Here is a 25,534-nt window from a genome sequence, read left to right on the forward strand (position 1 = left end):
AAACTAATTAAAACTTATGCAAAGAGTTAAAATTTATTCGTGAAAAGGCGCTAAAAAAGAAAGAAGGAACCGTTTTAAGGTTAAATATGTAAGCTCTGTTTATGCTTGATTTAGAAAGATATAGTAATAAAAAATTAGATACGTTTATTTTCTCAGATAATTCAAGTAATGGAATTGGTTAGTATACGATTTTGAAATTTATTGTATGAAAAAGGGCTTTCTCAGCCCTTTTAGACTTGATTAGAAAACAAAATCTATGCCCATACTAATCGTTCTAGAATCACCATGATAAGCCCAACCTGTTGCTTTATCTCCCTGATCTACGAATGTGTCGTATTGTACTTTAAATGCAACATTTGAATAAAAATCATACCTCAAACCATAACTCAACATATAATGCTCTTCTAAATCTTCCGTAGGAACATTTGAACGTTCATGATCTGCTTTGGAATAAGAAACATAAGGTTGGAATTCATCAATGTTGTAAACCACAGAAATAAGATATGTAGGAAATTCAGTTCCAACTGCATCATCATATTCAACATAGTTCATATCAAAAAGAATGGTAAAGTCACTTATATTAACCTGGCCACCAAAGCCAATAAATTGTTGAGAAAAAGGTGTATAAGGGCTAATGCTGCCATCTTGTTGAATGGTTTCTCTATCCCTGTCATTTTGGAAGTAAACAAAACGAAGGTCAAAGAAATCACCTGACATATTCCAGTTGAAGCCTGCAATATCTGTCCAATATTCATTAACTGTCCGTGCTGTGCCACCATATAGCTTATCGTAATACAGCATTTCAACATTATCGTCTGAATATTCATTACCATAAAATGCTGTAATAGTATTTGAATAATCACCGATTTCGAAGCTATACATAGCATGGGCGCCATCGAACTGCGTTACTTGCCACCAGTAAAGGTTTGAAGGTGGACGCATCCAAGGGTATGCGTAACCTACTTCTGCAAACTCTGAGAAATAGTACATCGGTATATTTCGTCGTCCCGCCATGAAAGTCCAATCTTCATTGGCTTGATAAGTAACATAATACCAATCAAATTCAGGTTTGAAATCGTCTACTCCTTTCGCAACCAATTGAGCTGTAAAGGATAGCTTATTATTGAACCGATAAGTACCCTGTACTGCGAGAATAGACTCAGCTTTAAATGTGAGATCATTATTATACTGACCAACATCATAAAAATCAGCGGTGAGGATTTCATCTCGCTTTTGTCCAGGGTTAAGAGGGTCATTGACTGTACCGAGGGTTTTACCTGCGATAATAGATCCGTAGCCACTTATTTTTAGCTCTGCATTTGCTGATTGAGAGAAAAAAACAAGCAGTGCTAATGCTACTAGTGAAAGCTTTTTCATTTTATCTCTCCTCAGAATGTTGCCACGACTTTAACATCGCTTGTTACGGCGCTCGCATCAACGTATCCGATTGCATCAGGGTTTGATGCTACAGATGAAATGACGGCCCCATTTGAGTCCATCTCTTGAGGCGGAGTTCCTTTGCCGGTAAACAAAATTTTTGACCAGTAAGCTTTAACCTGGCTATTCGATTTGCCAAGCACTTTTGAATTAAACTCTTCCACCGCAATATCAGTGTTGCTAGGGCTGATTAAAATTGCAGAGCGGCCATTTGTATAACTTTTAGTTTTACCTAAAAATATTTTCTTAATAGTGCCCTCATCAAAAGTTGAATCATTTGTTGGGTGGACAACAACAGCCACATCAGCTATTGCATGTGACATGTTCATTATTGTCAATGTGGATACTACACAAACAACTTTCCACGTTTTTTTGGGTGAAGGTAATAACATAGTTAATCCTTATAATTGCTGCGCTATTTGTCATGCTCGGGGCACAACGTATTTAAAAAGTAGTCCTCTATTTATTTGATTTCAAGAAATTGAAGAGAATAATAATCTAGACGGAGGCTATAAATAACAACAATTTACAGGTAAAAAGTGAACACCGTTACTCTCTATTAAGCATAGATATCGAGCGCTTATCTTAATTGGGCGGATAAAAGGAAAGGACTTAGCAAAGTCCTTTATTTGGGGTGGTGCTTAAAGAACGAGTTTGATCTCCTTGATCCAAACTCACATCAAGTATAGACAGCGTTTTAACTTTTGCTATTTTTTATTTAACACAACCTCTACAATATATGTAACACCTGCGGCGTTATACATTTTTTCCCATGAGTCGAATGATGTGTTATTTCAGATAAATTTATCCCATTCATCATCGAAATTCGTCTTATCTCCTTTAGAATCGATCACAACTCCGCTTGCTTCAATCAGGTTGTCTATATTTTCAAACTTTGAATGTTCAGATATAAATTTCGGCGGCATTAGTTCATCTAACCCAATTACAAACTTATCTTTCAAAGCTTTAAGATTATTCTCTTGCTTACTCAATTTTCCCATTTTTCACCAGGGGTATCAGAATAGTTAAAAAATAATTTCAGATTACTTAAACATAGCCACAAATATACGTGCTTTCGAAGTTTCATCAGTCGGATATCTCAAAGCATCGATAGTCTATTTCACAAGAGAATCAACACTACAATAATTATCTTAGTGAGTTTAGGTCAGAAACTGAATGAATGTAGTCAAAATTTGGAGCATCTAACCAAAAAAATGTTGCAATACAGATGAGAATAAATTCCAGTGCAACTATATTCAAACCAGAGTTAAAAACTAAATTAAGTTCATCAAATTACTAATTTCAAGTCACACTATCATTAAGTTCCGACTTTAGAATATGAGCCTAACCTTACAAAACACTACAAATCCCTACATTCGCGTACTTGTTTTAGGCATTTCGGGATTTAGAATATATTTTTAATTTATTTTCTTTAACGAAACTACGACGATGAAAAAAACGGGTATTAGCATTCTCGCCCTAGGAATATTAGCTACGGGCTGCACAAGCGACACAGATTCTGATTTATTAAAAACAAAAGCTATCCAAGCAGAAATTTTAGTTAGTTCAAATGGCGAAAGAACAAAGGTGAACGCAGAACTAAACTCTGGCAATAGTTTTGGCTCAAATGTTCGCCTGTCAAATGGTGATAAAATTTACGCTGAGGTACATAACAAACGAATTCAACTAGAGGAAGACACTGATATTCTCGATATCGATTATGAAGGTAGGTTCAGCGGCTCTGAAGAGAGTGCAGAATTTAAAGTTGAATTAATAAGAAGCGATGCGCAAAACGCAAGTTCTACAGTCGAGTTACCATTGAACTTTAAAATTTTAGCCCCAAACAGTAATTCAGAAATTAGATATAATCAGTCTGTCAACGTATTACTTGACGGGATTGATGTTGGTAGCAAAAATGAATTTATCCTCAACTATATTTGTGACAACAATAACGGCGGCACTACCAGCGGTTCCGCGAGCAGACAGTTCGAAAATAAAAGCAGTTTTACCATTAATTTACATACTCTGAAGTTGTTGGAAAACGTAAATTTAAGTAGCGTTAAGAACTGTGAATTGGACGTGATAATCAACAGATACAAACTCGGAAACATTTCAAGTGAATTTGCTGATTCAAGTCAGATACGTGCGGAGCAAACGCGTAAAATTGAAAACATTACTTTTAAAATTTAATAAAGTAATTGGGCTATGCTGGGCTAGCGTTTTATTTGCATAGCCCACGAACTCTGATTGTTAAAATCTGGTGCTTTCTCTATCAAGCTGCTGCACTCAAACTCTTACCTTTGAAAGATATACTTCGTATATACACTCCGATTGACTTTCACCCCCACTATTTATTGGTAAAAGTACATAAAGCAAACAAGAACGCAAGTTAAAATAAATGACAAAAAACAGAAAACCACCATTGATTCAATAGCTTACCATGACACCCTGACATCATGTTAATTAATCTATCACCGTCTCACCAATAATATTAATTACTGACCTAAGTGTTATATCTTGCGCAATAATAATTCATAGAATTATCTAACCAAGTACTCTTAAAAACTACAACACGTTGTTACCCAAAAACCATAAGAGCAATTAAAAAAAGATGTTGTTTATACTAATATTGTAAGATTTTAGAAAAGGGCAAAACCAATGAATGACCGAGACACAGTAAATTTTAGGGAAGATAACGAACTGGACTACCATCTGGAGTTAGTAAATAAATCAAAATCTCATGCGAACCGTACCTTCTTAAGAGAAAATACACAGTGGACTGCAAAAGACGAACTAGGTAAAAAAATCATTACTCACAAAGAATTCAAACCATATGTAATAGCCGACCAATCAAACTTAAATGATTTGAAATAAACAATCAAAAAGGTTCCTTACCTTAGAGTTGAGATTAACTTGTAAATACTCACTATAAATCAGTTTTCATGACCTTGCTAATATAGGCAGCTAAAAAGTATCTATACCTAAATAAATCAAAATTTAAATTGTTATATTTAAGTAAATGTACTCAATCAAAGGCGCGTACTGCAAACAGTCAAACACCAAATCCAGTGTGTAAAATACAAAATTGCTAAATTACAGCGAGGCTGGCTACAAAACATGTATATCATTTTGTATCTGCCAAACATCTTAGTTATTTGTTGTCAACGCTATAACCGTTTAATCGAGCAACTACAATAGGTGAAAACAATGTGACCAATAAAACGAGTGAGAAGAGATTCCCTTGATGCACACTAAAGACTTCATTAATCTCTGATAAAGTTAACTCTTGAGAAAAACCTAATCCATACTCAAGCAGCAATGTTAATGTTAATGTTAATGTTAATGTTAATGTTAATGTTATCCAAAAAGTACCCACACATAGGTAAGTTGTGGAACTTTCACCTTTAACAAACACTAAGAGTTTTAATGAAATCACTATTATCAATACAGATAAAATTAAACCACTTAACGGCAATGCTATTTCAGGTGATAAATATTTGTTCAAAAAAAACTCTCTAAGCGTTCCATTAACTATCGCAGCAACCACCATTAACAGCCATATACCTGTAATTTTTAGTAATAACATAGTAATCCCCGATATTTAGGCACACAAAATTAAGCTCTGCATTTTGCATGGTGATTACAAGTTTTCAACGACTAAAATCGAACAAAATTACGATTAAGCTCAGCGAATTGCTTCTATTAGATACCGCTTTGTGTCGTTTCGCTATTTCGTCAGATTATTAATAAAACCCAAATGACGGGAGTTCAATTTAACTCATTTTTGAACAAAAGTTTGCTAGTGACTTTGCTAATGTAGCTTTTCATGAATTACTTTAGGTATGGCAAAGTCACTTTTAGTATTTGAACACAACTTGACAGACTAAATTATTCAGCAGCCTTTCTATCGACCAAATCTAATAGTTTTGCTGCGACAAATAGATCCTGAATGGCAATGCCAGAGCTATCAAAAACGGTGATTTCTTTATCCGTTTTTCTCCCTGTAGCATTTCCCGTTATGACTTGACCAATCTCAGTAACGAGTGGATTTACCGTATGTTGAAACTCCCCTATAGCAACCGATTGCATTTTATAGTCGCAAAATAGCCTTGCCGTATTATAAAGTTCTGGTGGTAGCTCTTGCTTACCAACTTTATCCGCCCCCATAGCAGAAATATGGGTTCCACCCTTTACCCATTGGGCATCAAATAAAGGCGATTGGGCTGTTGTCGCGGTTACAATAATATCAGCTTGATCACAAGCAGTTTGTGCACTGGCACTTTCCGCATTAATACCCTGTTGCTTTAATTTTTCAACAAATACTTCTGTGTTGCTTCGGCCTACGACCAAAACTTTTTCAATCTTACGAATGTCACAAATTGCTAAGACCTCGAATTCAGCTTGATGTCCAGTGCCAAATACAGCCAGAATCTTTGAATCTTTTCGAGCTAGGTAATCAGCAGCTACAGCATCAGCAGCAGCCGTTCGATAGGCATTTACCTTACTTGCTGCAATTGCTGCCTGCAATTCACCTGTATCTGGCTTTATTAAAAAAACAGTCGTTCCATGGCATGGTATATCTAATTCGCGATTATTGGGCCAATATGTCCCTGTTTTCCAACCGACGAAGTTGGATGTACAAGCTGACTTTAAAGAAAAGATGGAGCCGTCTTGCGAACCAGCAGCATTAACGACAGGAAACAGTGTTGCTTCGTCACTCACTGCCGCTATAAATGCTTCTTTTACAGCATCATAAGCAAGTTCATGAGAAATAAGCTGCGCTGTTTGTTGCTCACTCAGATAAATCATTTACCACCCCTGAACTCGGTTCCAAGTTTCATAAGTATCATTTTTAATATCAAACACATGGTATTGCTGGTGCATTGATGCCATGGCACAGGCATGGTTAGGCAACACATGTATACGACTACCAATTGGAAAATCAGAAAAGTCGATGCTTTCACCATTTACGGCTTCAAGAATACCGTGCTCCTGATTGACACTTGTAACTTGCACATTAGAAATTGGGGCACCGCGATTTTTCGTCACTAAGCCATATCCGCAATCAGTTGGCTGGTTAGCCGTGCCACGATCTGCTGATAACGCCATCCAGCCAGCATCAATTAATACCCAACCTTTTGCTTTGTTATGCCCAATGACGGTTGCAACAACGCTGGCAGCAATATCGCTATACTGACAAACACCGATTCCAGCCATAACCAAGTCAAAAAAGGAATAAACTCCAGCTCTTACCTCTGTAATACCCGTAAGGTCCTGATAATGGTGTGCCGTTGGTGTGGAGCCTATACTGACAATCTCACAGGTGATGTCATGCTGTTTCAAAATATCAACAGCTTCTAATGCAGCCCTAACCTCATTGGCAGCACTATTTTGTAATGAGAGGGGGTCAAAACAGTGATATGACTCCCCTGCATGACAAAGTATTCCCGCAAACTGGGTCTTTCCACCACACAACAACTGGGCAATATCTAATAACTTAGGGTCTTCAGGAGACACGCCACCTCTATGTCCGTCACAGTCCACCTCGATCAAAGCAGCAATAGAACACTGATTTTCTATACAAAACGTATTGAGTTCGATGGCTTGCTCCACACTATCCAGCAGTACAGTAATATCAATTCCATTCGAAATGAGTTCAGATATTCTGTGTAACTTTTGAGCTGAAATACCGACCGCATAAACGATGTTGTTATACCCGATACCAGCGAGTTCCTCCGCTTCTTTCACCGTCGAAACGGTAACAGGAGCAGAGTGTTCTGGTAATAAGTATTGAGCCGCTTCAAGTGAGCGAAGCGTTTTGAAATGCGGTCTCAATCTTGCCCCTTGTGATTTTATTTTACTTCTCATTCGGGTCAGGTTTTTGAGAAATGTACACTTATCAACATACATAAATGGCGTGTCAATTTTTTCATATTGAGCCATCAACGTAGAAGCTTGATTCAAGCTAGACATGTTTTCTTACCTCAGCGATTAGATCCAAGTATCACATTCTAGTATCCACTAATTAGATTTTCCCGTACATTAACAATTATTAACTTATAGATTAGGTTTAAACCAAATGGTTACTACAGAAGATTTGAAGTTTATTGTGACAATAGCTGAAAACCGTACACTGGCTGAAGCCGCCAGAGCACTGAATATCACACCTCCATCAGTCACACTTCGGCTTCAGCATATTGAAAAGAAGCTAGCGGTAAAATTAATTCAGCGACCATCCAGAATCGTTACCCTGACCGAAGAAGGTCAACTTTTACTCAACAAAGGACGTTTGATCCTCCAAGGTTTAGACGACTTGCAAGAGCAGATTAACGAAAGAAAAGAACAAGTTTGTGGCAAGCTAAGAGTTCTGGCTCCACTAGGGTTTGGTAACGACTATATAGCCCCTTTGCTTGGTGAGTATAAAGCCATGCATCCTCAATTAGATGTTGAACTTGAACTCTCTGATAACCCTAATTGGGCCAAACATCATAAGTGGGATATTATTATCTATATCGGCGAATTAAATGATTCATCTCTCAAAATGATCACACTGGCGTCAAATCAACGCTTTATCTGTGCATCACCCAAATATATCGAAAGACAAGGATGCCCCACAACGCCAAATGAATTGACTAGGCATGAATGCATCGCACTTCGAGAAAATAATGAAGATGTAACGTTATGGCAATTTGAAGACGAGAATGGCCGTCCTGACATCGTCAGAATTACACCTACACTAGCAAGTAACGAAGGTAGAGTGGTCAAAGATTGGGCGATATCAGGATTCGGGATTATTATGCGTTCTGAATGGGATGTTCAACCTCAAATTAATAATGGTGATTTAGTGCGTCTGTTACCTACCTATTCGCTCCCCAATGCCAATATAGTGGCGCTATTAAGTAGTCCAGATAAAGAGCGGTCAGCTCGAATTTCAGGTTTTATTTCATTACTGAAAGATCGGATTACACCAATGCCATGGAGATAAGATAGTTGGTACTGGATGTAGAATAATCAGAGTAAATTAATATCAGTTTTGTATTAGATTATGTAAGTTAAACAGCCCCATCAGCACAACTAGAGAGCTTTTGCTCTAAGTTGTTTCGGGGCAGAAATGTTTTAGCCCGAAAAGGCTGAAACGAAAATAGACATAAACAATTTAGAGCCTAAGGCTCTGCCAACAACTGTCATTCGAGCTGACCCTGAATCCATTGCATTTCCAAAGGCATCGACTAGCAAAAATACCGACCTGCGGGTCATTTTCATCATTGTACCAGTTCTACCACACTAACTAACTTGTTGCTACAGATAAACTTTTGATCATTATAGAAATTATGAAAAGGGTAAAAACGACCAAATGGGTCGTTTTCCTGAATATAGGAGAAACACATAGCAACCGAACATAAAATCAGTGTTGAAAAATAATTTTCTAATGACCGCTATTCGCTCTTTTGAGTACTTAGCCTAAACACGTTTTGGGGCAGAAACGAATCAAGCGTGACGATCCGCTTTTGCCTGCTATTGACCACCAAATTTAACTCATTCTAAAACTCGAATCTGGCAAACAGATTCAGCTCAAACTTCTTCAATTGAATGGCTAACGTCAATCCTTATTAACTTTAATGCTATTTTTGACTTCCCACATAAATCACAACCATTAAATTATGCTCATTATTTAGCCAAACAGTATTCAATACTAAAAATATTTTTTATAAAAAAAGCAAAATAAATGAAACCTTTCTCCTATTGCACTGTTTTAATTAGAAAAAGATATTATTTTTTTGCTTAATCGAAGTTTTGTACATTTCGAAAATTATTTTCTAATAGGGGAAATTAATTACTTGGAGTACAAAACTTGAATAACTTAGTAGATCTAAAAACTTGGTGGCATTTAAATTACGGCGATGCTTACTGTGCACAAACAGTTCGCCGCTGGTGCCAAAAAGGTTTAATTTTTCCGACCCCAGAAAAACATGGCGGCAAATATAAAGTTTTTAGAAATGCCAAGTATATCAATAAGGTTGTTGAGTTGAAGCCCAAGCTAAAAACCATAGATGAACGCAATAAAATAAGCCAAAAATTACAACAACTTTTAGGATAGTCATGCCTGTACAAAAAACAAACTCATTATCAATAGGCCTTCCTACCGGTGTCTATGGCAAGTCAGACGATAGATCGGCAACTAAGGAAAGTTTCCAAATGGACAATCCATTTTATGGTTTACATGGCTTATATAAAAGCAACGTAGAGAGACTATCGTTAGGCAGCTGTAAAGAGACAGCAAATACGAAAGCAAATCAAATCCTAGAAGAATTCGCACAATTATCAATTGCCGAAATTAAGGCTTACCAAGAGGAATACAAAATTAGAAATCATGGAAAATACATAAAAACAGTCAAACCAGAAATTTCAATCAGTCCTATTAAACATAAGTTGGTGCAAACCAGTAATGAACAATTAACAGTGAATTGCGTAATTAACTCAATTAAACAAGAGCACATTCGAGATAATGTAGCAGCTGCTACTTTTAAAACTTACAACACGCCTTATAACAGAATCGCAAAGATTTTTGGTAATCATTCTCCCGAATTTCTAACTATCGAAAACATATCAAAACATATGGCTGTTTTAATAAGTAAAGGAAAAAAAAGAGCTGCTCAACAACTTAAAAATGGTTACAAAAGACTTTTAAAACATGGATCACAACAGGGTTTCTTTGACTTTAATCTAAGCGACCTAGACAAGCTCAAGTCTATAAAAGTAAAAGTTAAACGATCGAGACTTGAATATAAGGTATTTATTAAAATTCAGGCGAATAAAAGTCAACCGAAAATATATAAATTATTCAATGACCTTTGTCTCGTACTAAATGCGAGACCTATCGAAGTATCTACAATGAGAAAAGAGACAGGGCAAGATTATGAACAAAGAGTAAAAAACTATAATGACGGGAAATTTACGAATTCTGAAGTCAAAACGTTCAAAGATATAATTAATAACTTACCATATTCTTATATTGATAAAGATGCTCAAGTATTTCGCATTTTTGAAACAAAAAAAGGAACATTCCGTAATGTACCATTCTCACATAAGATAGATGAAAACATCAAAAGCGCAGGTGAAATACTAAAAGAAATAGAGGAATACATAACAGTAGAATCGGATTTCGTTTTAAGTTATCAAAAGGGGCGCGGGCGATCAAAAGCGGGTGCTCCAATCTCACCAAAAGCTGCAGCAGGTAATTTTAATAAGCAGATTGCTAACCTTAATTTAACCTGGGCAAGTGGTACTCCGCCTTCATTATATGAACTTCGGAGTCTTGCAGCCAGACTATCAGAAAAATACAATGGTCGCGATGGTGAACGCCTTACACAAGAAGCTAAAACAGGCACCATAGATGACGAAATTGAAAATGCACAATGTGCGAGTAAAGGAGTTAGGTCCGCATTAGGGCATTCTTCAAAAAGTAAAATAACTGAAACTTATTTAGCACCACGCACTAGCTTTGCTGTGATTGAATAGCATAAGAATATCTTTTACAGGCGTAAAACATATTCATGACTTTTATCATATAAATTAGGAGAATTAAAGAGTTATAAATAAAACAGGTCTTGGATTAGATGAGGAATGAGCTAAACCAACATGGCGTCGACAATCTTTATGTAAGACGTGATAAAAGAACTCGAACAGGTGTTGCTTGCCAATATAAAGACCCCAGATTTGGGTTTAAAGAATTCACTGGCGTCAAGCAATATCGAGGCCTTGGTAGCGATGTAACACAAGCTATAGAAACAGCACGGAAGCTCAATGCTTGCCTTATCCCATTAGTTGCTAGTGCTAAGGTTACTTTGATAGTAAACACAGCCAAAACTTCGAGCAAAAGCATTAAACTCAGCACATGGCTTACCCAATACACAGCTGTTCAAGAAGACAAACTAAAATCTGGTGCTTTGAAACCAAACACTTGGAAAGTTCGCCGCGGATTAATTAACCGCATTAATAAAGCACATGGTAAATACAAACTTGATGCTATCACAACTAAACTCGTTAAAGCTTTACTTGATAGCTATGTAAAAGAAGGAAAAGTGCGCTCAGCTCAGGCTGTGAGAAGCGTGTACATCGACATATTCACAGAAGCGGCACAAGCTGGTGAAGTCGATTCTATGTTTAATCCAGCTAAAACAACTAAAAAGCCAGTTGCTAAAGTCACAAAATCTCGTTTATCACTATCGCAATTTGAGCAAATCTCAGCTCAATTTGATTACAAGCCGTTCAAATTAGCGAGTCTTTTAGCTCTCGTCACGGCGCAACGTAGGACTGACCTATGTCTTCTAAGAAAATTTAAAGGTAGCGATTGGGAAGAACGTTTTAATAAATACAAAGAAAACCCAAACCACTTTATCGACACCAATGATGCGGGCGATTCATTTCAAAAATTAGTTAGATTTGCTCCCTACTCCTATCTTGAAAACGACTATTTACACGTTTTTCAGTTAAAGACAGGCAAGCTTTTAAAAATACCTTTAGCTCTTAAGTTAAATGTAATTGATCAATCAATACATGATGTCATTAAATTAGCGCATCACAATATTGTAAGTGACTTTGTATTACACCACACAAAAAACCGTAATAAAGCTAAAATAGGTGATGCAGTGAGCCCTATTCTTTTAACTCGTCATTTTAAAAATGCCCGCGATAAAACAGGTATTAATTGGAGCAGCACACCAGCTAGCTTTCATGAAATAAGATCTTTATCTGAGCGCTTGTACCGTGAGCAAGGCATAGATACACGCCTACTATGCGGTCATAGCGAACAAAAAATGACAGATGCTTATAACGACTTACGCGGCTCGGATTGGCAAATCGTTAAAATATAGCGCCTTCTGAAAGAACAAAATCAGTAGTTTGCTGCAAGCAAAATGCAATAAAAAGCGCATCAGCATGATGCCAACAAGCGCGTAATTTTAGTTGTCAGCATGACAAATCAAATGAAGCCGCGCTATCTACAGCTGGTCTGTAGTAACCGCGTTTTCGTTTTGCCTTCAGCAAAATTCGCTAAGAGTTTGTAAAACTCGAAAGCGAACCATGACTTTCGTTAGAAAGCAGCGCGTTATGGTTGGACTAAGCGTTTTGCAAAAACAGTCCAAACCAAAAACGGGCGGAAAGGCGGTTACTACAGAGCGTAGCTCGGTAGATAGCGCGAGCAATTTAAACGCCCAGTGCGTAGCACGCAGAGTCATTGCTTTGCGTAGCAAAACCCAGCAATGACAGGCGATTAAAGTGCTTATAGTTGAGTTGCAACGCAATGAAACTATTAGCCGAAGGCTATTTTCATCACACAGTGATTGCGAGAATCATATCGAGCCTAATTTTGTAGTAACTAGCAATGAATATTGTTAGTCGGTGTGTTTGACTGCTACTTGTAAGTATTGAATAATCAAAATTCAACATGGTGTAAAAGGATTTTATGATGAAGATGGTTTTTGTTGATGCCGAAAATATTGGCTTAAAGGAACTTGAGAAAGTAAACGCCACAATTATTGATAAAGTGTTTGTTTTCTCAAAAGTTGAAAGCATTAAACGCGTATGCGAACAGCAACTATTTTTGTGCTTATCGGATTATCCTAGTTCGTCTAACCAAGCAGATTTTTATATCATCGCTTACTTATCGCGTATTCTCGCCTCACTACCAAAATCACACGTTAAAAACGTCGAGTTTTGTTTATATACCAATGACACAAGCCTGATTGAAGCGTTTGAGTTTCAGTGTGCATTAATTGGCGCAAAGACTAGCATCATAAAAACTAAAGACGACACCGTTGTACCTATTCAGCCAAAAACACATATCGAGTTAGTGTTTGAGGCATTACATCAACCAAGGCCACTAAACGATAAATTGCAAAAGCAGTTAGGGTTAACTAAAGCAGAGTTTTGCCGCGCTATTACCTCGTTAAACAAAGCAAATAAAATCATTCGCTCACCCAATAACAAAAAACATTGGGTGCAAAAAACGGCTTAATCAAAATTTTTGCTATCTGCACTAATTTCATAAGATAGCTTTACCGATACACGGGCGACGAACATCTGGTGTGCGCATAATTTATAAGCCAGCGCTGTTCGATATATGGATTGTTTGCCAGGGGTGTTGAGATCCGAAGAGTGCACTCAGATTTTATTTTGATTAAGAGATAAAGCGATGAATACGAGCTAATAATTTCTAAAAGCGGGTATATTGACGAATGTACCCGTTTCTATTTAGTGTTTTGTTATCTTTATTGCGATGAACATCGCTATTTTGCATGCGTTAAATCTAAGTAATTACTCCATTAATAAAATGAGTAATTAAATATGAACAATCCTATAAACAATTTTAATCGCTACCTCTCTGTCGATATGTTTTATCGCCCTGGTGCAAACAACCTTGTTACTGGCTTAAATCGCCGAAAGCTTACCTCTATAATTGCCGTTAGGTTCGGTATTATATCGCCAACACTCGTTAGCAGGTTATATCAAACCAGTAGGCATCATGCACTTGAGCATTTAAATAAACTCGTAAAAGAAGGTTTATTACTGCTTGTTAAAACCCACCGTTCGAACGATGGCCGTATTTATGTACCCACTTACTCTGCTGCAAAATATACGGAGGAGTTAACGGGCATTCAAACTAATTTTCGTTCTAAAGCTAACCCGCAACTCTCCTTTAACCACAACACCGTAATGCATGATTTAATTAATGCATTTGTGTTACTTCGAGGTATTCACAACTGGCAAACAGATGAAAACTATTCGCCATTTTGGCAAGGATTTGTGACTGAAAAAGAGTTTAAACGCATTACTAATAAAGACGTACGTAACATTGATGGGCTGGTGCAAGAGTCTGATGGTGCGCTCGTTGCTATCGAAGTTGAACACTCATTTAAAAACAAAACTGCCCGCCGCCAAATCCTGCTTAAATACTTAAGTGCGATAAAAGGGGGTTATTACAGCAAGGTGTTCTTAGTATCGCATTCGCTCGACATATTAAATGATGCAAAACGTCTCAATAACCAAATAATTGATGAATTAAGCTCTGCCAACAACGGCAAGTATAAAAAAGACTACTTAAGTGATGAAGATGCTGCACTTTTAGAAGCAAGCATCATCTATCGTACTAAATTTTGTAATGAGATAAATGAGTTGTTTTATCAATAAATCACATCGATATCATTACTAAAAATCATCAAATAAAAAAGCCCACGTTTGTGGGCTAGTATTTTAAATTAGTCTGGCTTTTTTGTTAGTTTTACTAATAAGCCCGTTATATAAATCAGTATTGAAAGCTCAACAAGCTCCCAGTTACTCAGCGGGAAATTATTATGCAAAGTGATTACATCAAATACGCTTAATACCCCAAGTAAGCAACCGAATAGTCCCAGAAAGCGTGTAATGCGATAGAGCTCATCCAATAAATAGTTTTGTAATTTACTCATCAGGATTTAACCTCATATCGAGTACATACAGCGCTAATGCCAGCGTATACAAACAAAGTGATACCAAAACAGCATCTTTTAAATAAATGACCCGCAAGTCGTTATTTAAATCGCCTAACGCACCAACGATTATGACAAGGTCGCCTGCAACTTTGAATGCTTTAGCAAATATCCCTGCTAATTCAGTTAGTTTCTGTTTAATTAAACCTTTCATGCAATCTCCTATTGTTATGTCTTGCATTAACAACTAGGTTTGCCATGGGGTAAAAATAAGAAAACAGGCTCAAATGAGCCTGTTTTCAGGTGTCCTAATCATTGAACTCTGTCAATATCCATCGTTATTACAAACTCATTTTAGAGTTTACAAAAACAGGCCAAAAAGCTACTTTCAGCCTCCTTCTGAGTAAGTTTCGCTGTAGCTAGCGAGGTGACATTTTTTAAGGTTGATGAACGAGGTTTGATATCTAAGATATCTTTATTATTGTTTTCTATTTATATATAAGTTTAGAACATGGGAAATACCGCTCATATATGTATTAAGCAAGTAATACTTGCTACTCCAACTTAATAAAAATATTAAATTTAGTCATAAATTCAGTATGTTAACTTGAATGTCATGCGACTATGTACCAACCTTATTTCATAAGGTTTACGAATATAAGTAATGCCAATGACTCAAGCAATCAACAAGGATGTAATCAAACAAGTCGCTATCCCTTCTGTTCTGATAAAGCTTCTATCACTCGCCGTACCATTAACGGTTTTACAAATTTATGATCGGATACTGTCCAATCAAAGCTATGGTACTGCTACTTTATTAATTTTAGGCGCTACAACCGCTGTTTTATTGGAAGCGTTTATTCGCTATGTAGGAAGCTGGTTACTCTCAGCAACTGCTAGCAATACTGAGCGTAATACTATGTCGAGCTCGTAAAAACCGTATTTAGTGCAAACTCTAATGAATTACGTATGTTTGATGCGTCAGGTGTAGACAACGGCCTTTCCTCCATCGCTAAATTCAGAGAATGGTATTCTGGCGGAATTGTTTCTGGCTTTATAGATCTGCCATTTGCTTTGCTATTTTTAGCATTGGTTTTTTATATAGGCGGTTCCTTAGTGCTTGTACCAATTGTTGTATGGGCAATAGCCAAGGTGATTGTTTTGTCTGTTTCAATCAGATCAAAGGAGCTTGGCAAACTCGCTTTAGAGAAAGAACAAGTCCGGAAAGGATTTATGTTGTTACTCAGACAGAGCATCAAACGACAAGCCGTAGAATCTCGACTGTATAGTCAATTTAAGCATGTAAATGATATTCGATTCCTTTCTAAAGCAAGCGAAGAACAACTAAATGCGTTTGCGATGGAGTTTATTCAATTAGCCTCTATCATAACATCCTTGATTATTGTAGTTGCAGGTAGTTTATGGCAATTAACTACAGGAGGTCTCGCAGCATGTTCCATTTTAGCAGGGCGGGCTGTTGCACCATTAAGTGCACTGATTGGACTTCGCGTGAAGCTAAATACGGTTCAAACTGCAAATCAAGCAATTAAAGTACTCAGCTCTTTAAAGCAAAAACCACAACATGTAATGTTAAAAGATGACATCATTGATATCAAAATATCTAATCTCACGGTTGAGCGATTTAAGCAACATTATGCTATCACACTTGATTTACAACCAAGTGATATTACTCTTCTCACGAATGACGAACGTCATATTGGTAGCTTTATCGCATCCTCTATAATTTGTATGTTTAAACATTAACTCAAATAGCCTTTAAACATATCAACTTTGATTCAAAAAAAAGCGAGCCATTTGGCTCGCTCTAGTTAAGCATTTTCAATTTGTTCACACCAAACTTGGATTGCTACCTCAAAATAGTCTTTTGGTGACAGCATGAAAATGCTTTTAAACTCATCCGAAAATAACTCACAGAACTCAGCAATTTCATCAATATAAGAAAGTATCAATAACAACATGTCATTGCCCTCCAGATAACGTTCTTCAAATTGAAGATCGGTCTCATCAAATATCGCTTTTGAAATCGATATACCGAGTGCCTTGCCCACCTCATCTCGATGTAAATAGATATATCGGGTAAATCCCAGTTCTATTTCACCACCTGAGTCAGCAATAACGTCTGCCAAAAGTAAAATTGTACTTTTGTCATGTGATGCCCACTTTGATTTAGAGATACGCTTATATTTACGGATAAATTGATTTTGGCTCATTTTAAAGTTCCTACTTTTATGTCTTTTAAATTAAATAGGAACACGTTGTGGGAGTTATTAGGTTAGTCGTAAAAATCTAAAATGAGTTGCTCATCAAAATAATCATTTTCACGGTCTACCACTAAATTTGGCGTAGTTCTTAATTCATCAAAAATTGTCAGATAACTTATAAACAAGCGTTTACACAACTCATATTCAAAATCATCATGCTGACTATAGTGAGGATCGAGTGTACGCTTCCAAATGTCTTCGTAAGTCAGTTCGCTAACGCCGGCATTCAAATCACAGAATGCATTTTCCGCCATGTAAATTGCTGAGCCTAGGTCATCGTTTGCTTTTAATAAATCAACGGTCGAAATTCGTTTCATATTCTTTATTCCTTTTCTTATTAGTTCAAATCTAACTAGGAACAGACCATGAAAATTATTGTTGAAGAACTAAGAAATCTATTTTTACTGAGCAAATAATAGCGAGTGGGGAGTACATATTTTTCTGTGGGGAATTTTAGGAGAATTATGGGGAATACATCCTCACGGCTTAAGCTATTGATTTTAATAAGTAAAAACACAGTCAATTTCCAAGGGTATTCTACCCATGCATACGACTAGCACTCTAAAAGTTCTATTTTTCCCTTTACTCACAATAAGTTACGCCATTTTTAGACACTTGTTACACCTATCATAACATATCTTTAGCTATCAATAGGTTGGAGTTGTTTAGGAAAAATTGGACAGAACGCCAATTTTGCAATAGTGAACAGACAAAAGAGGTACACAATCAAAACGAAAAACATAGTATTTTTAATATTTGATACGACTAAACAGCGGCTTTTTTAACTAATAAGATTACATTATAAGATCTTGACTTGCATAAAAGTACGGTTAAAAAATACATTAGATGGATTAATTTCTATTCTTAGTGAAGTAGTCAGATGAAGCTGTTTTTCAGCCTCGAAAAGCATAGCTATTAGGATATTATTTGCCACCTATAAAAACATGTATACGCTCGGTAATGCAATGCAGCAATGATTAATACCACTCTCTATCCAAGTCTTTCACTATAAATAGTAAGCTAAATAGCAAGGATATAAGCACGCCATCAAAGATATCTGAAAGTACAATGCAAAACCTATTGGTTTTGTTGAGATATACCCGATTTACAACTAAAAAATAGGACGTGCTTCGATGTGTTCATATACAATCAAGTTTGGCCTAGAGTTAAACGCTAAGTTACTACCACCCTTTAAAAACAGTTCAATTAGTAGTCTCGAAATGTTCTCACTTTACTAAAACAGCTTTTTCATCACGTTCTTGAATTAAAAAACGGGCTTGCGGGCCACCCGCTGGTGATGCCGTAATTGATTGAAGGAATGCTTCAAGTGCATTCATTTCATTTTCGGTCAATTGTAATGGTTTAAGTAATACAGATGTTTCTGGCGATAGCGGATCGTTCGGGTCTTTTTTAATGGGAACGCCTCCCGCATTGTAAATATTGAGGATGCCACGTATATCACCAAATAAGCCGTTATGCATCCACGGACCTGTATTCATTACGCCACGCAAACTAGGCGTTTTAAACTTGCCCACGTCTTCAGCTTTTCCAGTCACATTGTAACGACCTAAATCCTCATATTCGCGTTTATAATACGTCAAACCAATATTGTGAAATTGATTGTCGGAAAATAGCGGCCCAGCATGACAATTCATACAGCCAGCTTTGGTACGGAATAGGTGTAAACCCAAAAGGGCTTCATTACTAAAGCGCTGGTTGTAGGCACGCTGCAAACGCTCATTTTTGATGTTTGGCGCCAACAAAAAAGCATCGAAATCAGAGCGGCGAGAAACCAGCGTTCGCTGATAGGTTGCCAAGGCTTTGCCGATCCGTTCAGAGGTCACTTTGGGGTCGCCAAATACTGCTAAGAATGCTTGTTGGTACTCAGGTAGCTTGTTTAAGCGTGCTTCCAGCTCAGGTAAAGTGAAATTCATCTCAACCGGATCTTGGATTGGCATCAGCGCTTGTTGCTCTAAGCTTTCTGCTCGGCCATCCCAAAAAAGGGTATGCCAAAAAGCGGCGTTTTCAACTGCTGGGGCATTGCGATTACCTTTTTGTCTATCATGACCAAACGACAAAGTACGCCCATCAGCCCACCCTAAATCTTGGTCGTGACAACTGGCACAGGCAATTTGACCAGAACGAGACAGTTTTGGGTCGAAATAAAGTTTTTCACCTAGGCGCATTTTCTCGGTGCTGTAAGGGTTACCTTTTGGAAACGTGACTTCGGGCAAAAGTCCAATTTCGTTGTGTGCTACGTTCGGTTCTAAAGTTGGCTTGGGCCACTCGGTTGGTGGTTTTGAATACGCTTTTCTCAGCGCATCAATATCTATTTGTTCAGCTAACGCTGTTGCAGCTGAACAGATAAGCAAAAAGCCTGTGACGGAAGCTATAAACTGCATGTTATTTAACTCTAATAAAAAATGAAGTGGTGGCAACGCTGCCACCACCTTGTGAAAGGTTAGGGAAACTAATAATTAATATTTACCCCTAACCAAAAGCGACGACCAAGCTCTAATCCTGTGCTATACGGGCTAACTTGATATGTGCGTTTGTTTAGTAGGTTTTCACCTTCAAATGTAAAGGACACGCGATAATCATTGGCTACATGCATAGTGTACTTTACGCTACCACTTAAAAGCCAAAAAGCAGGGCGTTTATCGATACGATATACAGGGAACTCTCGTCTATCTGGTTCACAGCCATCACATATAGTGTTTGCTTCTTTAACTGATTGTGATTGACCAGTTGCATATAAGGCATCTTGTTCACCATTGTATCTGGCATAGGCAGAAATTGACCAATTTTCCCAGCGACCACCCCAACTTAGATTTGCGACAATAGGTCGGTTAAAATCTTGTTTTTCTTGCTCCATGTCACTGCGAGTTACTAAGAAAAAATCTGTTTCATTCTTACGGTTTTCTATGTCGTAGTATTCTGATGATAAGAATACAAGTTCATTGTCATCATAGTTAAAGTTTAAGAAATAGTTGTTTCCACTGGTAAATGTTCTTGGATCTCCATCAAACTGAGCGCGACTTGTGGTGTTTGTGGCATGAGAAACATTCAATTCCACATGTTGATTTTCAAAAGTAGCCATCCAAGCAAGTGTCCAACGTTGGTATCTACTACTACCATCATTAGCTCCGAACAGAATGGCTTCACCGGCATCATTGGTACCTTTGATTCGATTAATAGAATCTTTCTGCTCTCGATAAAGGTACTTTAACTCTAAAGTACCTCCAAAAACCTGATGACGATAGGCGGCTGATAACTCATCACTAAATGGCGTTTTCAATTTATCATATACATGCTTATAGCCGCGGCGGTTGACAGCTTCTTTCCATTGTTGCGGTCTATTTTGATATAGAGGTCTAACTTCGGTGAGAGTAGGCTGCATAGCTGCATTAAGCTTATAACTAATTGTATCACTCGCGTAGTAGCGATTGGCACCAAGTACAATCATTCCCTGAGAATCAAAAAGGTAGATACTGCCTCGTATACGTGGAGCAAAATTATGATTCTTAAAAAAATCATTGTAATCATATCGAGCACCTAGGGTTAGGCGATAATTTTCCCAGTCAAATTCATTTTCAAGGTATGTTCCGAATGAATTAACTGTTGCCTCAGCTCTTGCTTTTGGAGAAACCTGACGGTACTGAAAATACTGCCCGGTTGTTTTAAAGTTATTTTGGTACAAGACGAAGTCATCGATATTAGTTAAATCTATCGGACGACCAAGCTCAGCTTCAATTTCAGAAAAAGGTCGGAAAAGTTCTGTTTCGATACAGTCTGAAATATAACCTGCGCAGTTGATGTTAGTGGATGTAATAGCACCATTGTAAGTGACAGCATCTTCCAGACGGTCAAAAATTGAGGTTTGTTGCTCTAATGAATAACCAAAAGTAAAACTATTATAGGCACCCAGAAAATGATTTGTTGCCAGTTCAAAGTCTTGGGTGAGAATAATACTTTGCTGTTTTTTTTCTATATCACCAAACCCACCTTCAGAGCTATTAATCGACCCTTTTACATCACCCCAATTTTTGCCAGGAATGTTTAACCAATTAAACCAAATAGGAGCTGCATTTTTACTATTTCGGCTGTCTCGCCAAGCCAACTTTGTAGTAAAATAAGCCCAATCTCTGTCAGCATCCCATTTAAATGATGCATTATTGCCGCCTCCTTTTATTATGTAATCACTATTAATAGCGTTCACATCAAAATATTCGCCTTCATAAGGGGCAAACAAATAACTAACAGATATGTCGTCGTGGGGCGTCAGGGCATAATCTAATTTCAATAAGCCATTATAATTCGTTTGAGTTTGCAAACGAGAACTTCCCAACTGGTCCAGACTTTCTTTGGAATCTAGAAATTGGATTTGTGCAACCATGCCTAACTTTTCAGTTAGTGGTGCTGAAACGTAGCCACTAAAATTACGCTTATTAAATGTTGCTGTGTCTAGTTCGTTAGAACCATCAAAATCAGGTGCATAAAATCTGTGATATTCCACCCAATCATCTGCAGTCTGACGGTAGCTTAAACCAAACTCTAGACTCTCACGGGCTTTGCGGGTTTCTGCTTTTACCAATCCACCGCTAAAATCTCCGTATTTGGCAGGAATATTACTGTCGTAAACTTCAATCGAGTCCACAAGTTCTAGGTTTAAAAAAACTTCTTGGCTATGACCTACGACATCTTGCAGTAGATTACGATCATTCGAACTATCATGATTATTTAGATTAGAGTTATTTGAAATTCCATCGATGAGATAACCGGTAGCTTTACCTGTTGTTCCAGCCAAAGAGACTTCAGACGGCTTGATATTTGTTATTTGCTCTGCCGAATAGGCTGCTTCACCATATTGAACCCCAGGTAAAACCCCTAACACGTCATTAAGATTACCATTACCAAAGCGGTAGTCTTCGATGAGCTTTCTGTCGAGTGTATAAACGCCTTTTGATGTAAATGAGATTGGATTGGGTTTCTGCCCTCGAACCTCAATTACCTCCATGTTTTTTATGCAATTGTCTCGTCTAACTTTGCAATCTTCAAAGGTACTTTTTTCGATTAACTTTTCATTTGTTTTTTCATTATCAGCAGAAAAAACAGGACCAGTTAGCACAAGGCTAACTAGTCCGATACAGGGAGTGCTTTTCATTTACTTTTTTGAAGGGTCTAAAGGATATCCGTCGCTATCGTCATTGACACCGTCGTTATCACTATCTTGGTCTAACTCAATCCCAGAGTTAGCGATCATTTCCTCAGTTGCCCAAGGAGCAAAGAAGTTAGCTTTTCCATCTAAATCAGTATCTACGGTCGCAATACTGTATGAAGTAAATGCGTCATAGCTAGCTAAATGTGAAATTACATTAGAAATAATTGAATCTTGCTCAACCTCACCTAGCATTCCTTGATCTTTTAGTGCGAGCGCTTGATCAAACATACTTAGTTTGAGGTATTGATCTGCAAATTCAGGATAGAAAACCACTTGCTGTTGAAGTGAAGCTGTTGGTAAGTTGCCAAGATTCCAAGCAACTAGATCCGCCCATGCTTGAGTAGCAGCGGTGTATACTTCACTGTAGTTATCGATTGAACCGGTACTGTTTCTAACTTGAGATAAGTATTGTGCATAGTTGATATCTTTATATCCAGTATAGTCAAAGAAACGTTTAGTGAAGTCAAAGCGGTCTTCATTTGCAACATTCGTCTCGATCTCTTTAACCAACTCAATCATTTGATTGTAGTAAACCTGAGCTTCACTGAACATACCACCTAGGCCGAGTGCACCACCGAGTTTACCTAAATCAACTGCCTTATCTATTATTTCCTCAGCGCTATATTTTACGATGTATTCGTCAACTTTCGCTGTAAGCGCTTTAACTTCTGCCGCTTGGCCTAAGGGATTGTGATATTTGATTAAATCGATATGCGCATTTATTACGTCTTCTTTTAGTATGTCGATTCCATCTTCTTCTGCATAGCGCGTTAGAGCAACAGTGCGACATGATGCTAGGGTTTCAATCATCTGCTCTCTGTACTTCGTGTCGCCAGAGATACGTGTAAGGTCGTTCAGTTGGTCGAGCATCATGCCACAACCTGTAATACCCGTCACAAATGTCGTTATTGCAATATTCTCTTTTAAATAATCATCTGAAGTTAGTAGCTTTAACCCTTCAGAGATAAACTTGCTAGCTGCTTCAAATTCACCTTGGTTAATTAATATTCTTGCGGCGCCTGGGTTTGAACCATTGAATGAAATTAGGTTAGTAAACAAGGAACGCAAGTCTGAATCATCACGGCTAGCTAAAACGGCGGCTAATGCGGCATCTTTGTCTGGGTTGTTACGAACCTCGGCTAGTAATACTGCTTCCTCAGCGTCACCCTTTGCCCAATCACGATAGAAGTCGCCTTCTTCAAATCCATTTAAGAAAACGTTTAGGTCTTTGTTTGGGTATAGATTTACAAAGTGAGGAGCCATCATTACTAAGCCATATGGATACTCAACATGAGTTACGGCTGCATATTCGTGAGGTTCACGAGGGTAATTTTCATCAACACCAACTAACCCGTGTAATGCTAAAGCATCAGCTAATGCAGGCTTCGCTTCCTCTAGCTTATTTAGTGCAATATAGCTTGCGATCACATCACTAAGCGCAACTTGTCTAGTTGAAAAGTAAGGCTTACCTTCATTACTGTTGCGGTTATTCCGCACATAACGATGGCCAATCATGTTCGCATATCTATGCAAACGTTCTACCATATCTAACGCATTATCGTAGTCAGCCTGGTTACGAGACTCTTGCCAGATAGCTATAGTATCTTCAACTCTATTGCGGAAACCAAAGAATAAACGTAGAGCTTGTGTTGTTTGTTCACCGTCAAGGGCTGAAGTAAGTAGTATGTCGAGCACGCTAAAACTCTGAGCAGCTAATGCTAGTTCCCCTGCTTTTTGGTATGACGAAGCGAGAGAGTTATAAAACTCTTGATCGTCATCATTAAAGTTTGCGATACCTTTACTTGCGACATACTGTGTATAAAGTGTATTTGCTTGCTGGCGAAGCTCGTTTGCTTCTTCCAATTTATTCTGAAGGTTGTATTGGTTAGCAACATTTAAGAAAGCAATTGCGCGAAGTTCATCACGTATAATTTTTTCTTCGGTAATTAATCTGTTTACTTCGCTTTCTAAGCCAGCTTCTGCATAACCGCCAGCAAGTGTCGCGTAAACATTACCTTGGTTAACATCATTTTTAACTGATGCTATTAACGCTTCTGCACGTTTTAAGTGAGACATTTCGCTAGCGTAATAGTAATACGCACGGTCAGTGTTAGTTGCTAGATTAGTGCCGATCGTAATTTGTTTTGCTACTACACCGCCATTCCCATCATCTACTGTTAGTTCAAAACTGTCTACAGCATTTGTCAAATCTGTTGGGGTATAGGTAATTGCACCGCTAGCAGAATCAATGGTTAAGGTACCATTGGTTGGGTCTTGGGTTATGCTGTAGTTTAACGTATCGCCATCGATGTCAGAGGCGTTAACTTGCCCGTTTTTAATTTCACCACCTGAAACGATGACTGAGTCAATATCAATGATAGGTGCGTCGTTTACGGCTGCAACAGTAACAGTAACCGTCGCTGTGACTGAATCTTCACCGTCAGAGACTGCGATTTGGAAAGTGTCTTCACCATTAAAGTTTGCATTTGGCGTGTAATCGATTCTACCAGAGCTTGAATCAACTCTCACAGCACCATTTGCCGCTGCATTTGCTAGTGAATATGTAAGTGAGTCATTGTCTTTGTCTGTTGCAGCAACGGTTAGCGTGCCAGAGGTGTCTTCGTTAATCGAAATAGTGTGATTCGATTGACCAAATACTGGGGCCGTATTTGAATCATTGCTTGAGCCACAACCAGTCAAGAACGCTGATGCAACTGCAAACGCGAGTAAATTAAGCTTCATAGTAACAATCCTGATAAAATTCACAGAATAATAATGCAAACCATTATCATTGGCAATGAATAAATATTCCAATTTTATCATTAATGTTTTTGTGACAAATCTGAAAATAACTAATTTAAACTACTGTAAAGTAGGGACAAATATTCTTTAATCACTGTTTTGTTGTTGAGTTACAATTACTTTTATGTAACTCGCAAAAATGGTCCAACTTTAGAGTTTAGACTCTAAAAACCTTTTAAAATAAAGGGATTTAGCCCCACTTTTAACACTTCGTTGAATTTGACTTCTCTTTAATACAACCGAATGATAATGGATATTTTACGTTGGAAGACCATGCAAAAATATGAAATCGTTAAAACGATAGAGTGAAACTTTTGCGAGAATCA

Annotated in this window: 23 protein-coding genes; 10 read left to right on the forward strand and 13 right to left on the reverse strand. The window is 37.7% G+C overall.

Features of this window, described 5'->3' with window-relative positions:
* Positions 1 to 240: 240 nt before the first annotated feature.
* The 3 genes from AC2IOM_RS16300 to AC2IOM_RS16310 all read right to left on the reverse strand — a co-directional run bounded on the left by AC2IOM_RS16300 (position 241) and on the right by AC2IOM_RS16310 (position 2,438).
* A complete protein-coding gene (locus AC2IOM_RS16300; RefSeq protein ID WP_486360442.1) occupies positions 241 to 1,377 on the reverse strand; it encodes a porin in 1,137 nt (378 codons plus the stop codon).
* An 11-nt stretch (positions 1,378 to 1,388) separates the two neighbouring features.
* Positions 1,389 to 1,829, reverse strand: coding sequence for a type 2 periplasmic-binding domain-containing protein (locus AC2IOM_RS16305; RefSeq protein ID WP_486360443.1), 441 nt, complete (start codon positions 1,827 to 1,829; stop codon positions 1,389 to 1,391).
* 402 nt (positions 1,830 to 2,231) lie between these two features.
* Positions 2,232 to 2,438, reverse strand: a complete 207-nt coding sequence (locus tag AC2IOM_RS16310) for a hypothetical protein (RefSeq protein ID WP_486360444.1) — start codon at positions 2,436 to 2,438, stop codon at positions 2,232 to 2,234.
* A gap of 448 nt (positions 2,439 to 2,886) precedes the next feature.
* Between AC2IOM_RS16310 and AC2IOM_RS16315 the strand changes: the two genes are divergently transcribed.
* A complete protein-coding gene (locus AC2IOM_RS16315) occupies positions 2,887 to 3,627 on the forward strand; it encodes a hypothetical protein (RefSeq protein ID WP_486360445.1) in 741 nt (246 codons plus the stop codon).
* A 468-nt stretch (positions 3,628 to 4,095) separates the two neighbouring features.
* On the forward strand, positions 4,096 to 4,311 hold the full coding sequence (locus tag AC2IOM_RS16320; protein ID WP_486360446.1) for a hypothetical protein: 216 nt from the start codon (positions 4,096 to 4,098) through the stop codon (positions 4,309 to 4,311).
* Between the two features lie 277 nt (positions 4,312 to 4,588).
* On the opposite strand, the gene AC2IOM_RS16325 is transcribed toward AC2IOM_RS16320, so the two are convergent.
* The 3 genes from AC2IOM_RS16325 to AC2IOM_RS16335 form a co-directional block, all read right to left on the reverse strand.
* The gene (locus tag AC2IOM_RS16325; RefSeq protein ID WP_486360447.1) at positions 4,589 to 5,023 is read right to left on the reverse strand and encodes a hypothetical protein; all 435 of its coding nucleotides are present in this window, start codon (positions 5,021 to 5,023) and stop codon (positions 4,589 to 4,591) included.
* 302 nt (positions 5,024 to 5,325) lie between these two features.
* Entirely contained in the window at positions 5,326 to 6,246 is a 921-nt protein-coding gene (locus AC2IOM_RS16330) for an ornithine cyclodeaminase family protein (RefSeq protein WP_486360448.1), read from the reverse strand.
* Entirely contained in the window at positions 6,247 to 7,410 is a 1,164-nt protein-coding gene (locus AC2IOM_RS16335; RefSeq protein WP_486360449.1) for an alanine racemase, read from the reverse strand.
* Positions 7,411 to 7,516: 106 nt separating this feature from the next.
* On the opposite strand from AC2IOM_RS16335, the gene AC2IOM_RS16340 reads away from it, so the two are divergent.
* The 6 genes from AC2IOM_RS16340 to AC2IOM_RS16365 all read left to right on the forward strand — a co-directional run bounded on the left by AC2IOM_RS16340 (position 7,517) and on the right by AC2IOM_RS16365 (position 14,625).
* Positions 7,517 to 8,422, forward strand: coding sequence for a LysR family transcriptional regulator (locus AC2IOM_RS16340; protein WP_486360450.1), 906 nt, complete (start codon positions 7,517 to 7,519; stop codon positions 8,420 to 8,422).
* A gap of 867 nt (positions 8,423 to 9,289) precedes the next feature.
* The gene (locus tag AC2IOM_RS16345; RefSeq protein WP_138633595.1) at positions 9,290 to 9,535 is read left to right on the forward strand and encodes an excisionase; all 246 of its coding nucleotides are present in this window, start codon (positions 9,290 to 9,292) and stop codon (positions 9,533 to 9,535) included.
* Positions 9,536 to 9,537: 2 nt separating this feature from the next.
* Complete coding sequence (locus AC2IOM_RS16350) at positions 9,538 to 10,956, forward strand: site-specific integrase (protein WP_486360451.1); 1,419 nt, start codon at positions 9,538 to 9,540, stop codon at positions 10,954 to 10,956.
* Positions 10,957 to 11,054: 98 nt separating this feature from the next.
* Positions 11,055 to 12,311, forward strand: coding sequence for a hypothetical protein (locus tag AC2IOM_RS16355; RefSeq protein ID WP_486360452.1), 1,257 nt, complete (start codon positions 11,055 to 11,057; stop codon positions 12,309 to 12,311).
* 590 nt (positions 12,312 to 12,901) lie between these two features.
* Positions 12,902 to 13,453 (forward strand): hypothetical protein, encoded by a 552-nt coding sequence (locus tag AC2IOM_RS16360; protein WP_486360453.1) that lies wholly within the window; start codon positions 12,902 to 12,904, stop codon positions 13,451 to 13,453.
* A gap of 329 nt (positions 13,454 to 13,782) precedes the next feature.
* Positions 13,783 to 14,625, forward strand: a complete 843-nt coding sequence (locus AC2IOM_RS16365; RefSeq protein WP_486360454.1) for a hypothetical protein — start codon at positions 13,783 to 13,785, stop codon at positions 14,623 to 14,625.
* Positions 14,626 to 14,693: 68 nt separating this feature from the next.
* On the opposite strand, the gene AC2IOM_RS16370 is transcribed toward AC2IOM_RS16365, so the two are convergent.
* Positions 14,694 to 14,903 (reverse strand): hypothetical protein, encoded by a 210-nt coding sequence (locus tag AC2IOM_RS16370; RefSeq protein ID WP_486360455.1) that lies wholly within the window; start codon positions 14,901 to 14,903, stop codon positions 14,694 to 14,696.
* Positions 14,896 to 15,117 (reverse strand): hypothetical protein, encoded by a 222-nt coding sequence (locus AC2IOM_RS16375; RefSeq protein WP_421973282.1) that lies wholly within the window; start codon positions 15,115 to 15,117, stop codon positions 14,896 to 14,898. The genes AC2IOM_RS16370 and AC2IOM_RS16375 overlap by 8 nt, the downstream gene beginning before the upstream one ends.
* 456 nt (positions 15,118 to 15,573) lie before the next feature.
* Between AC2IOM_RS16375 and AC2IOM_RS16380 the strand changes: the two genes are divergently transcribed.
* Both AC2IOM_RS16380 and AC2IOM_RS16385 read left to right on the forward strand, forming a co-directional pair.
* Complete coding sequence (locus AC2IOM_RS16380; RefSeq protein WP_486360456.1) at positions 15,574 to 15,837, forward strand: hypothetical protein; 264 nt, start codon at positions 15,574 to 15,576, stop codon at positions 15,835 to 15,837.
* Positions 15,838 to 15,872: 35 nt separating this feature from the next.
* Positions 15,873 to 16,667, forward strand: coding sequence for a 6TM ABC transporter family protein (locus tag AC2IOM_RS16385; RefSeq protein ID WP_486360457.1), 795 nt, complete (start codon positions 15,873 to 15,875; stop codon positions 16,665 to 16,667).
* Between the two features lie 65 nt (positions 16,668 to 16,732).
* Here AC2IOM_RS16385 and AC2IOM_RS16390 read toward each other — a convergent pair whose 3' ends face one another.
* The 5 genes from AC2IOM_RS16390 to AC2IOM_RS16410 all read right to left on the reverse strand — a co-directional run bounded on the left by AC2IOM_RS16390 (position 16,733) and on the right by AC2IOM_RS16410 (position 25,148).
* Positions 16,733 to 17,134 carry a hypothetical protein gene (locus AC2IOM_RS16390; protein ID WP_486360458.1) on the reverse strand — a complete coding sequence of 134 codons (402 nt, stop codon included), beginning with the start codon at positions 17,132 to 17,134 and terminating at the stop codon, positions 16,733 to 16,735.
* A gap of 62 nt (positions 17,135 to 17,196) precedes the next feature.
* Entirely contained in the window at positions 17,197 to 17,502 is a 306-nt protein-coding gene (locus AC2IOM_RS16395) for a hypothetical protein (protein WP_138633571.1), read from the reverse strand.
* A 909-nt stretch (positions 17,503 to 18,411) separates the two neighbouring features.
* A complete protein-coding gene (locus tag AC2IOM_RS16400) occupies positions 18,412 to 19,587 on the reverse strand; it encodes a cytochrome-c peroxidase (RefSeq protein ID WP_486360459.1) in 1,176 nt (391 codons plus the stop codon).
* A 68-nt stretch (positions 19,588 to 19,655) separates the two neighbouring features.
* Positions 19,656 to 22,349 carry a TonB-dependent receptor plug domain-containing protein gene (locus tag AC2IOM_RS16405; RefSeq protein ID WP_486360460.1) on the reverse strand — a complete coding sequence of 898 codons (2,694 nt, stop codon included), beginning with the start codon at positions 22,347 to 22,349 and terminating at the stop codon, positions 19,656 to 19,658.
* Positions 22,350 to 25,148, reverse strand: coding sequence for an Ig-like domain-containing protein (locus AC2IOM_RS16410; RefSeq protein ID WP_486360461.1), 2,799 nt, complete (start codon positions 25,146 to 25,148; stop codon positions 22,350 to 22,352).
* Positions 25,149 to 25,534 lie beyond the last annotated feature (386 nt).

Source organism: Pseudoalteromonas sp. NS-SX12 (assembly GCF_057367955.1).

Bases quoted from the DNA above. Each gene is read 5' to 3' on its own strand.
- AC2IOM_RS16300 (WP_486360442.1), bottom strand. From the start codon at position 1,377: ATGAAAAAGCTTTCACTAGTAGCATTAGCACTGCTTGTTTTTTTCTCT.
- AC2IOM_RS16305 (WP_486360443.1), bottom strand. From the start codon at position 1,829: ATGTTATTACCTTCACCCAAAAAAACGTGGAAAGTTGTTTGTGTAGTA.
- AC2IOM_RS16310 (WP_486360444.1), bottom strand. From the start codon at position 2,438: ATGGGAAAATTGAGTAAGCAAGAGAATAATCTTAAAGCTTTGAAAGAT.
- AC2IOM_RS16315 (WP_486360445.1), top strand. From the start codon at position 2,887: ATGAAAAAAACGGGTATTAGCATTCTCGCCCTAGGAATATTAGCTACG.
- AC2IOM_RS16320 (WP_486360446.1), top strand. From the start codon at position 4,096: ATGAATGACCGAGACACAGTAAATTTTAGGGAAGATAACGAACTGGAC.
- AC2IOM_RS16325 (WP_486360447.1), bottom strand. From the start codon at position 5,023: ATGTTATTACTAAAAATTACAGGTATATGGCTGTTAATGGTGGTTGCT.
- AC2IOM_RS16330 (WP_486360448.1), bottom strand. From the start codon at position 6,246: ATGATTTATCTGAGTGAGCAACAAACAGCGCAGCTTATTTCTCATGAA.
- AC2IOM_RS16335 (WP_486360449.1), bottom strand. From the start codon at position 7,410: ATGTCTAGCTTGAATCAAGCTTCTACGTTGATGGCTCAATATGAAAAA.
- AC2IOM_RS16340 (WP_486360450.1), top strand. From the start codon at position 7,517: ATGGTTACTACAGAAGATTTGAAGTTTATTGTGACAATAGCTGAAAAC.
- AC2IOM_RS16350 (WP_486360451.1), top strand. From the start codon at position 9,538: ATGCCTGTACAAAAAACAAACTCATTATCAATAGGCCTTCCTACCGGT.
- AC2IOM_RS16355 (WP_486360452.1), top strand. From the start codon at position 11,055: ATGAGGAATGAGCTAAACCAACATGGCGTCGACAATCTTTATGTAAGA.
- AC2IOM_RS16360 (WP_486360453.1), top strand. From the start codon at position 12,902: ATGATGAAGATGGTTTTTGTTGATGCCGAAAATATTGGCTTAAAGGAA.
- AC2IOM_RS16365 (WP_486360454.1), top strand. From the start codon at position 13,783: ATGAACAATCCTATAAACAATTTTAATCGCTACCTCTCTGTCGATATG.
- AC2IOM_RS16370 (WP_486360455.1), bottom strand. From the start codon at position 14,903: ATGAGTAAATTACAAAACTATTTATTGGATGAGCTCTATCGCATTACA.
- AC2IOM_RS16375 (WP_421973282.1), bottom strand. From the start codon at position 15,117: ATGAAAGGTTTAATTAAACAGAAACTAACTGAATTAGCAGGGATATTT.
- AC2IOM_RS16380 (WP_486360456.1), top strand. From the start codon at position 15,574: ATGACTCAAGCAATCAACAAGGATGTAATCAAACAAGTCGCTATCCCT.
- AC2IOM_RS16385 (WP_486360457.1), top strand. From the start codon at position 15,873: ATGTTTGATGCGTCAGGTGTAGACAACGGCCTTTCCTCCATCGCTAAA.
- AC2IOM_RS16390 (WP_486360458.1), bottom strand. From the start codon at position 17,134: ATGAGCCAAAATCAATTTATCCGTAAATATAAGCGTATCTCTAAATCA.
- AC2IOM_RS16395 (WP_138633571.1), bottom strand. From the start codon at position 17,502: ATGAAACGAATTTCGACCGTTGATTTATTAAAAGCAAACGATGACCTA.
- AC2IOM_RS16400 (WP_486360459.1), bottom strand. From the start codon at position 19,587: ATGCAGTTTATAGCTTCCGTCACAGGCTTTTTGCTTATCTGTTCAGCT.
- AC2IOM_RS16405 (WP_486360460.1), bottom strand. From the start codon at position 22,349: ATGAAAAGCACTCCCTGTATCGGACTAGTTAGCCTTGTGCTAACTGGT.
- AC2IOM_RS16410 (WP_486360461.1), bottom strand. From the start codon at position 25,148: ATGAAGCTTAATTTACTCGCGTTTGCAGTTGCATCAGCGTTCTTGACT.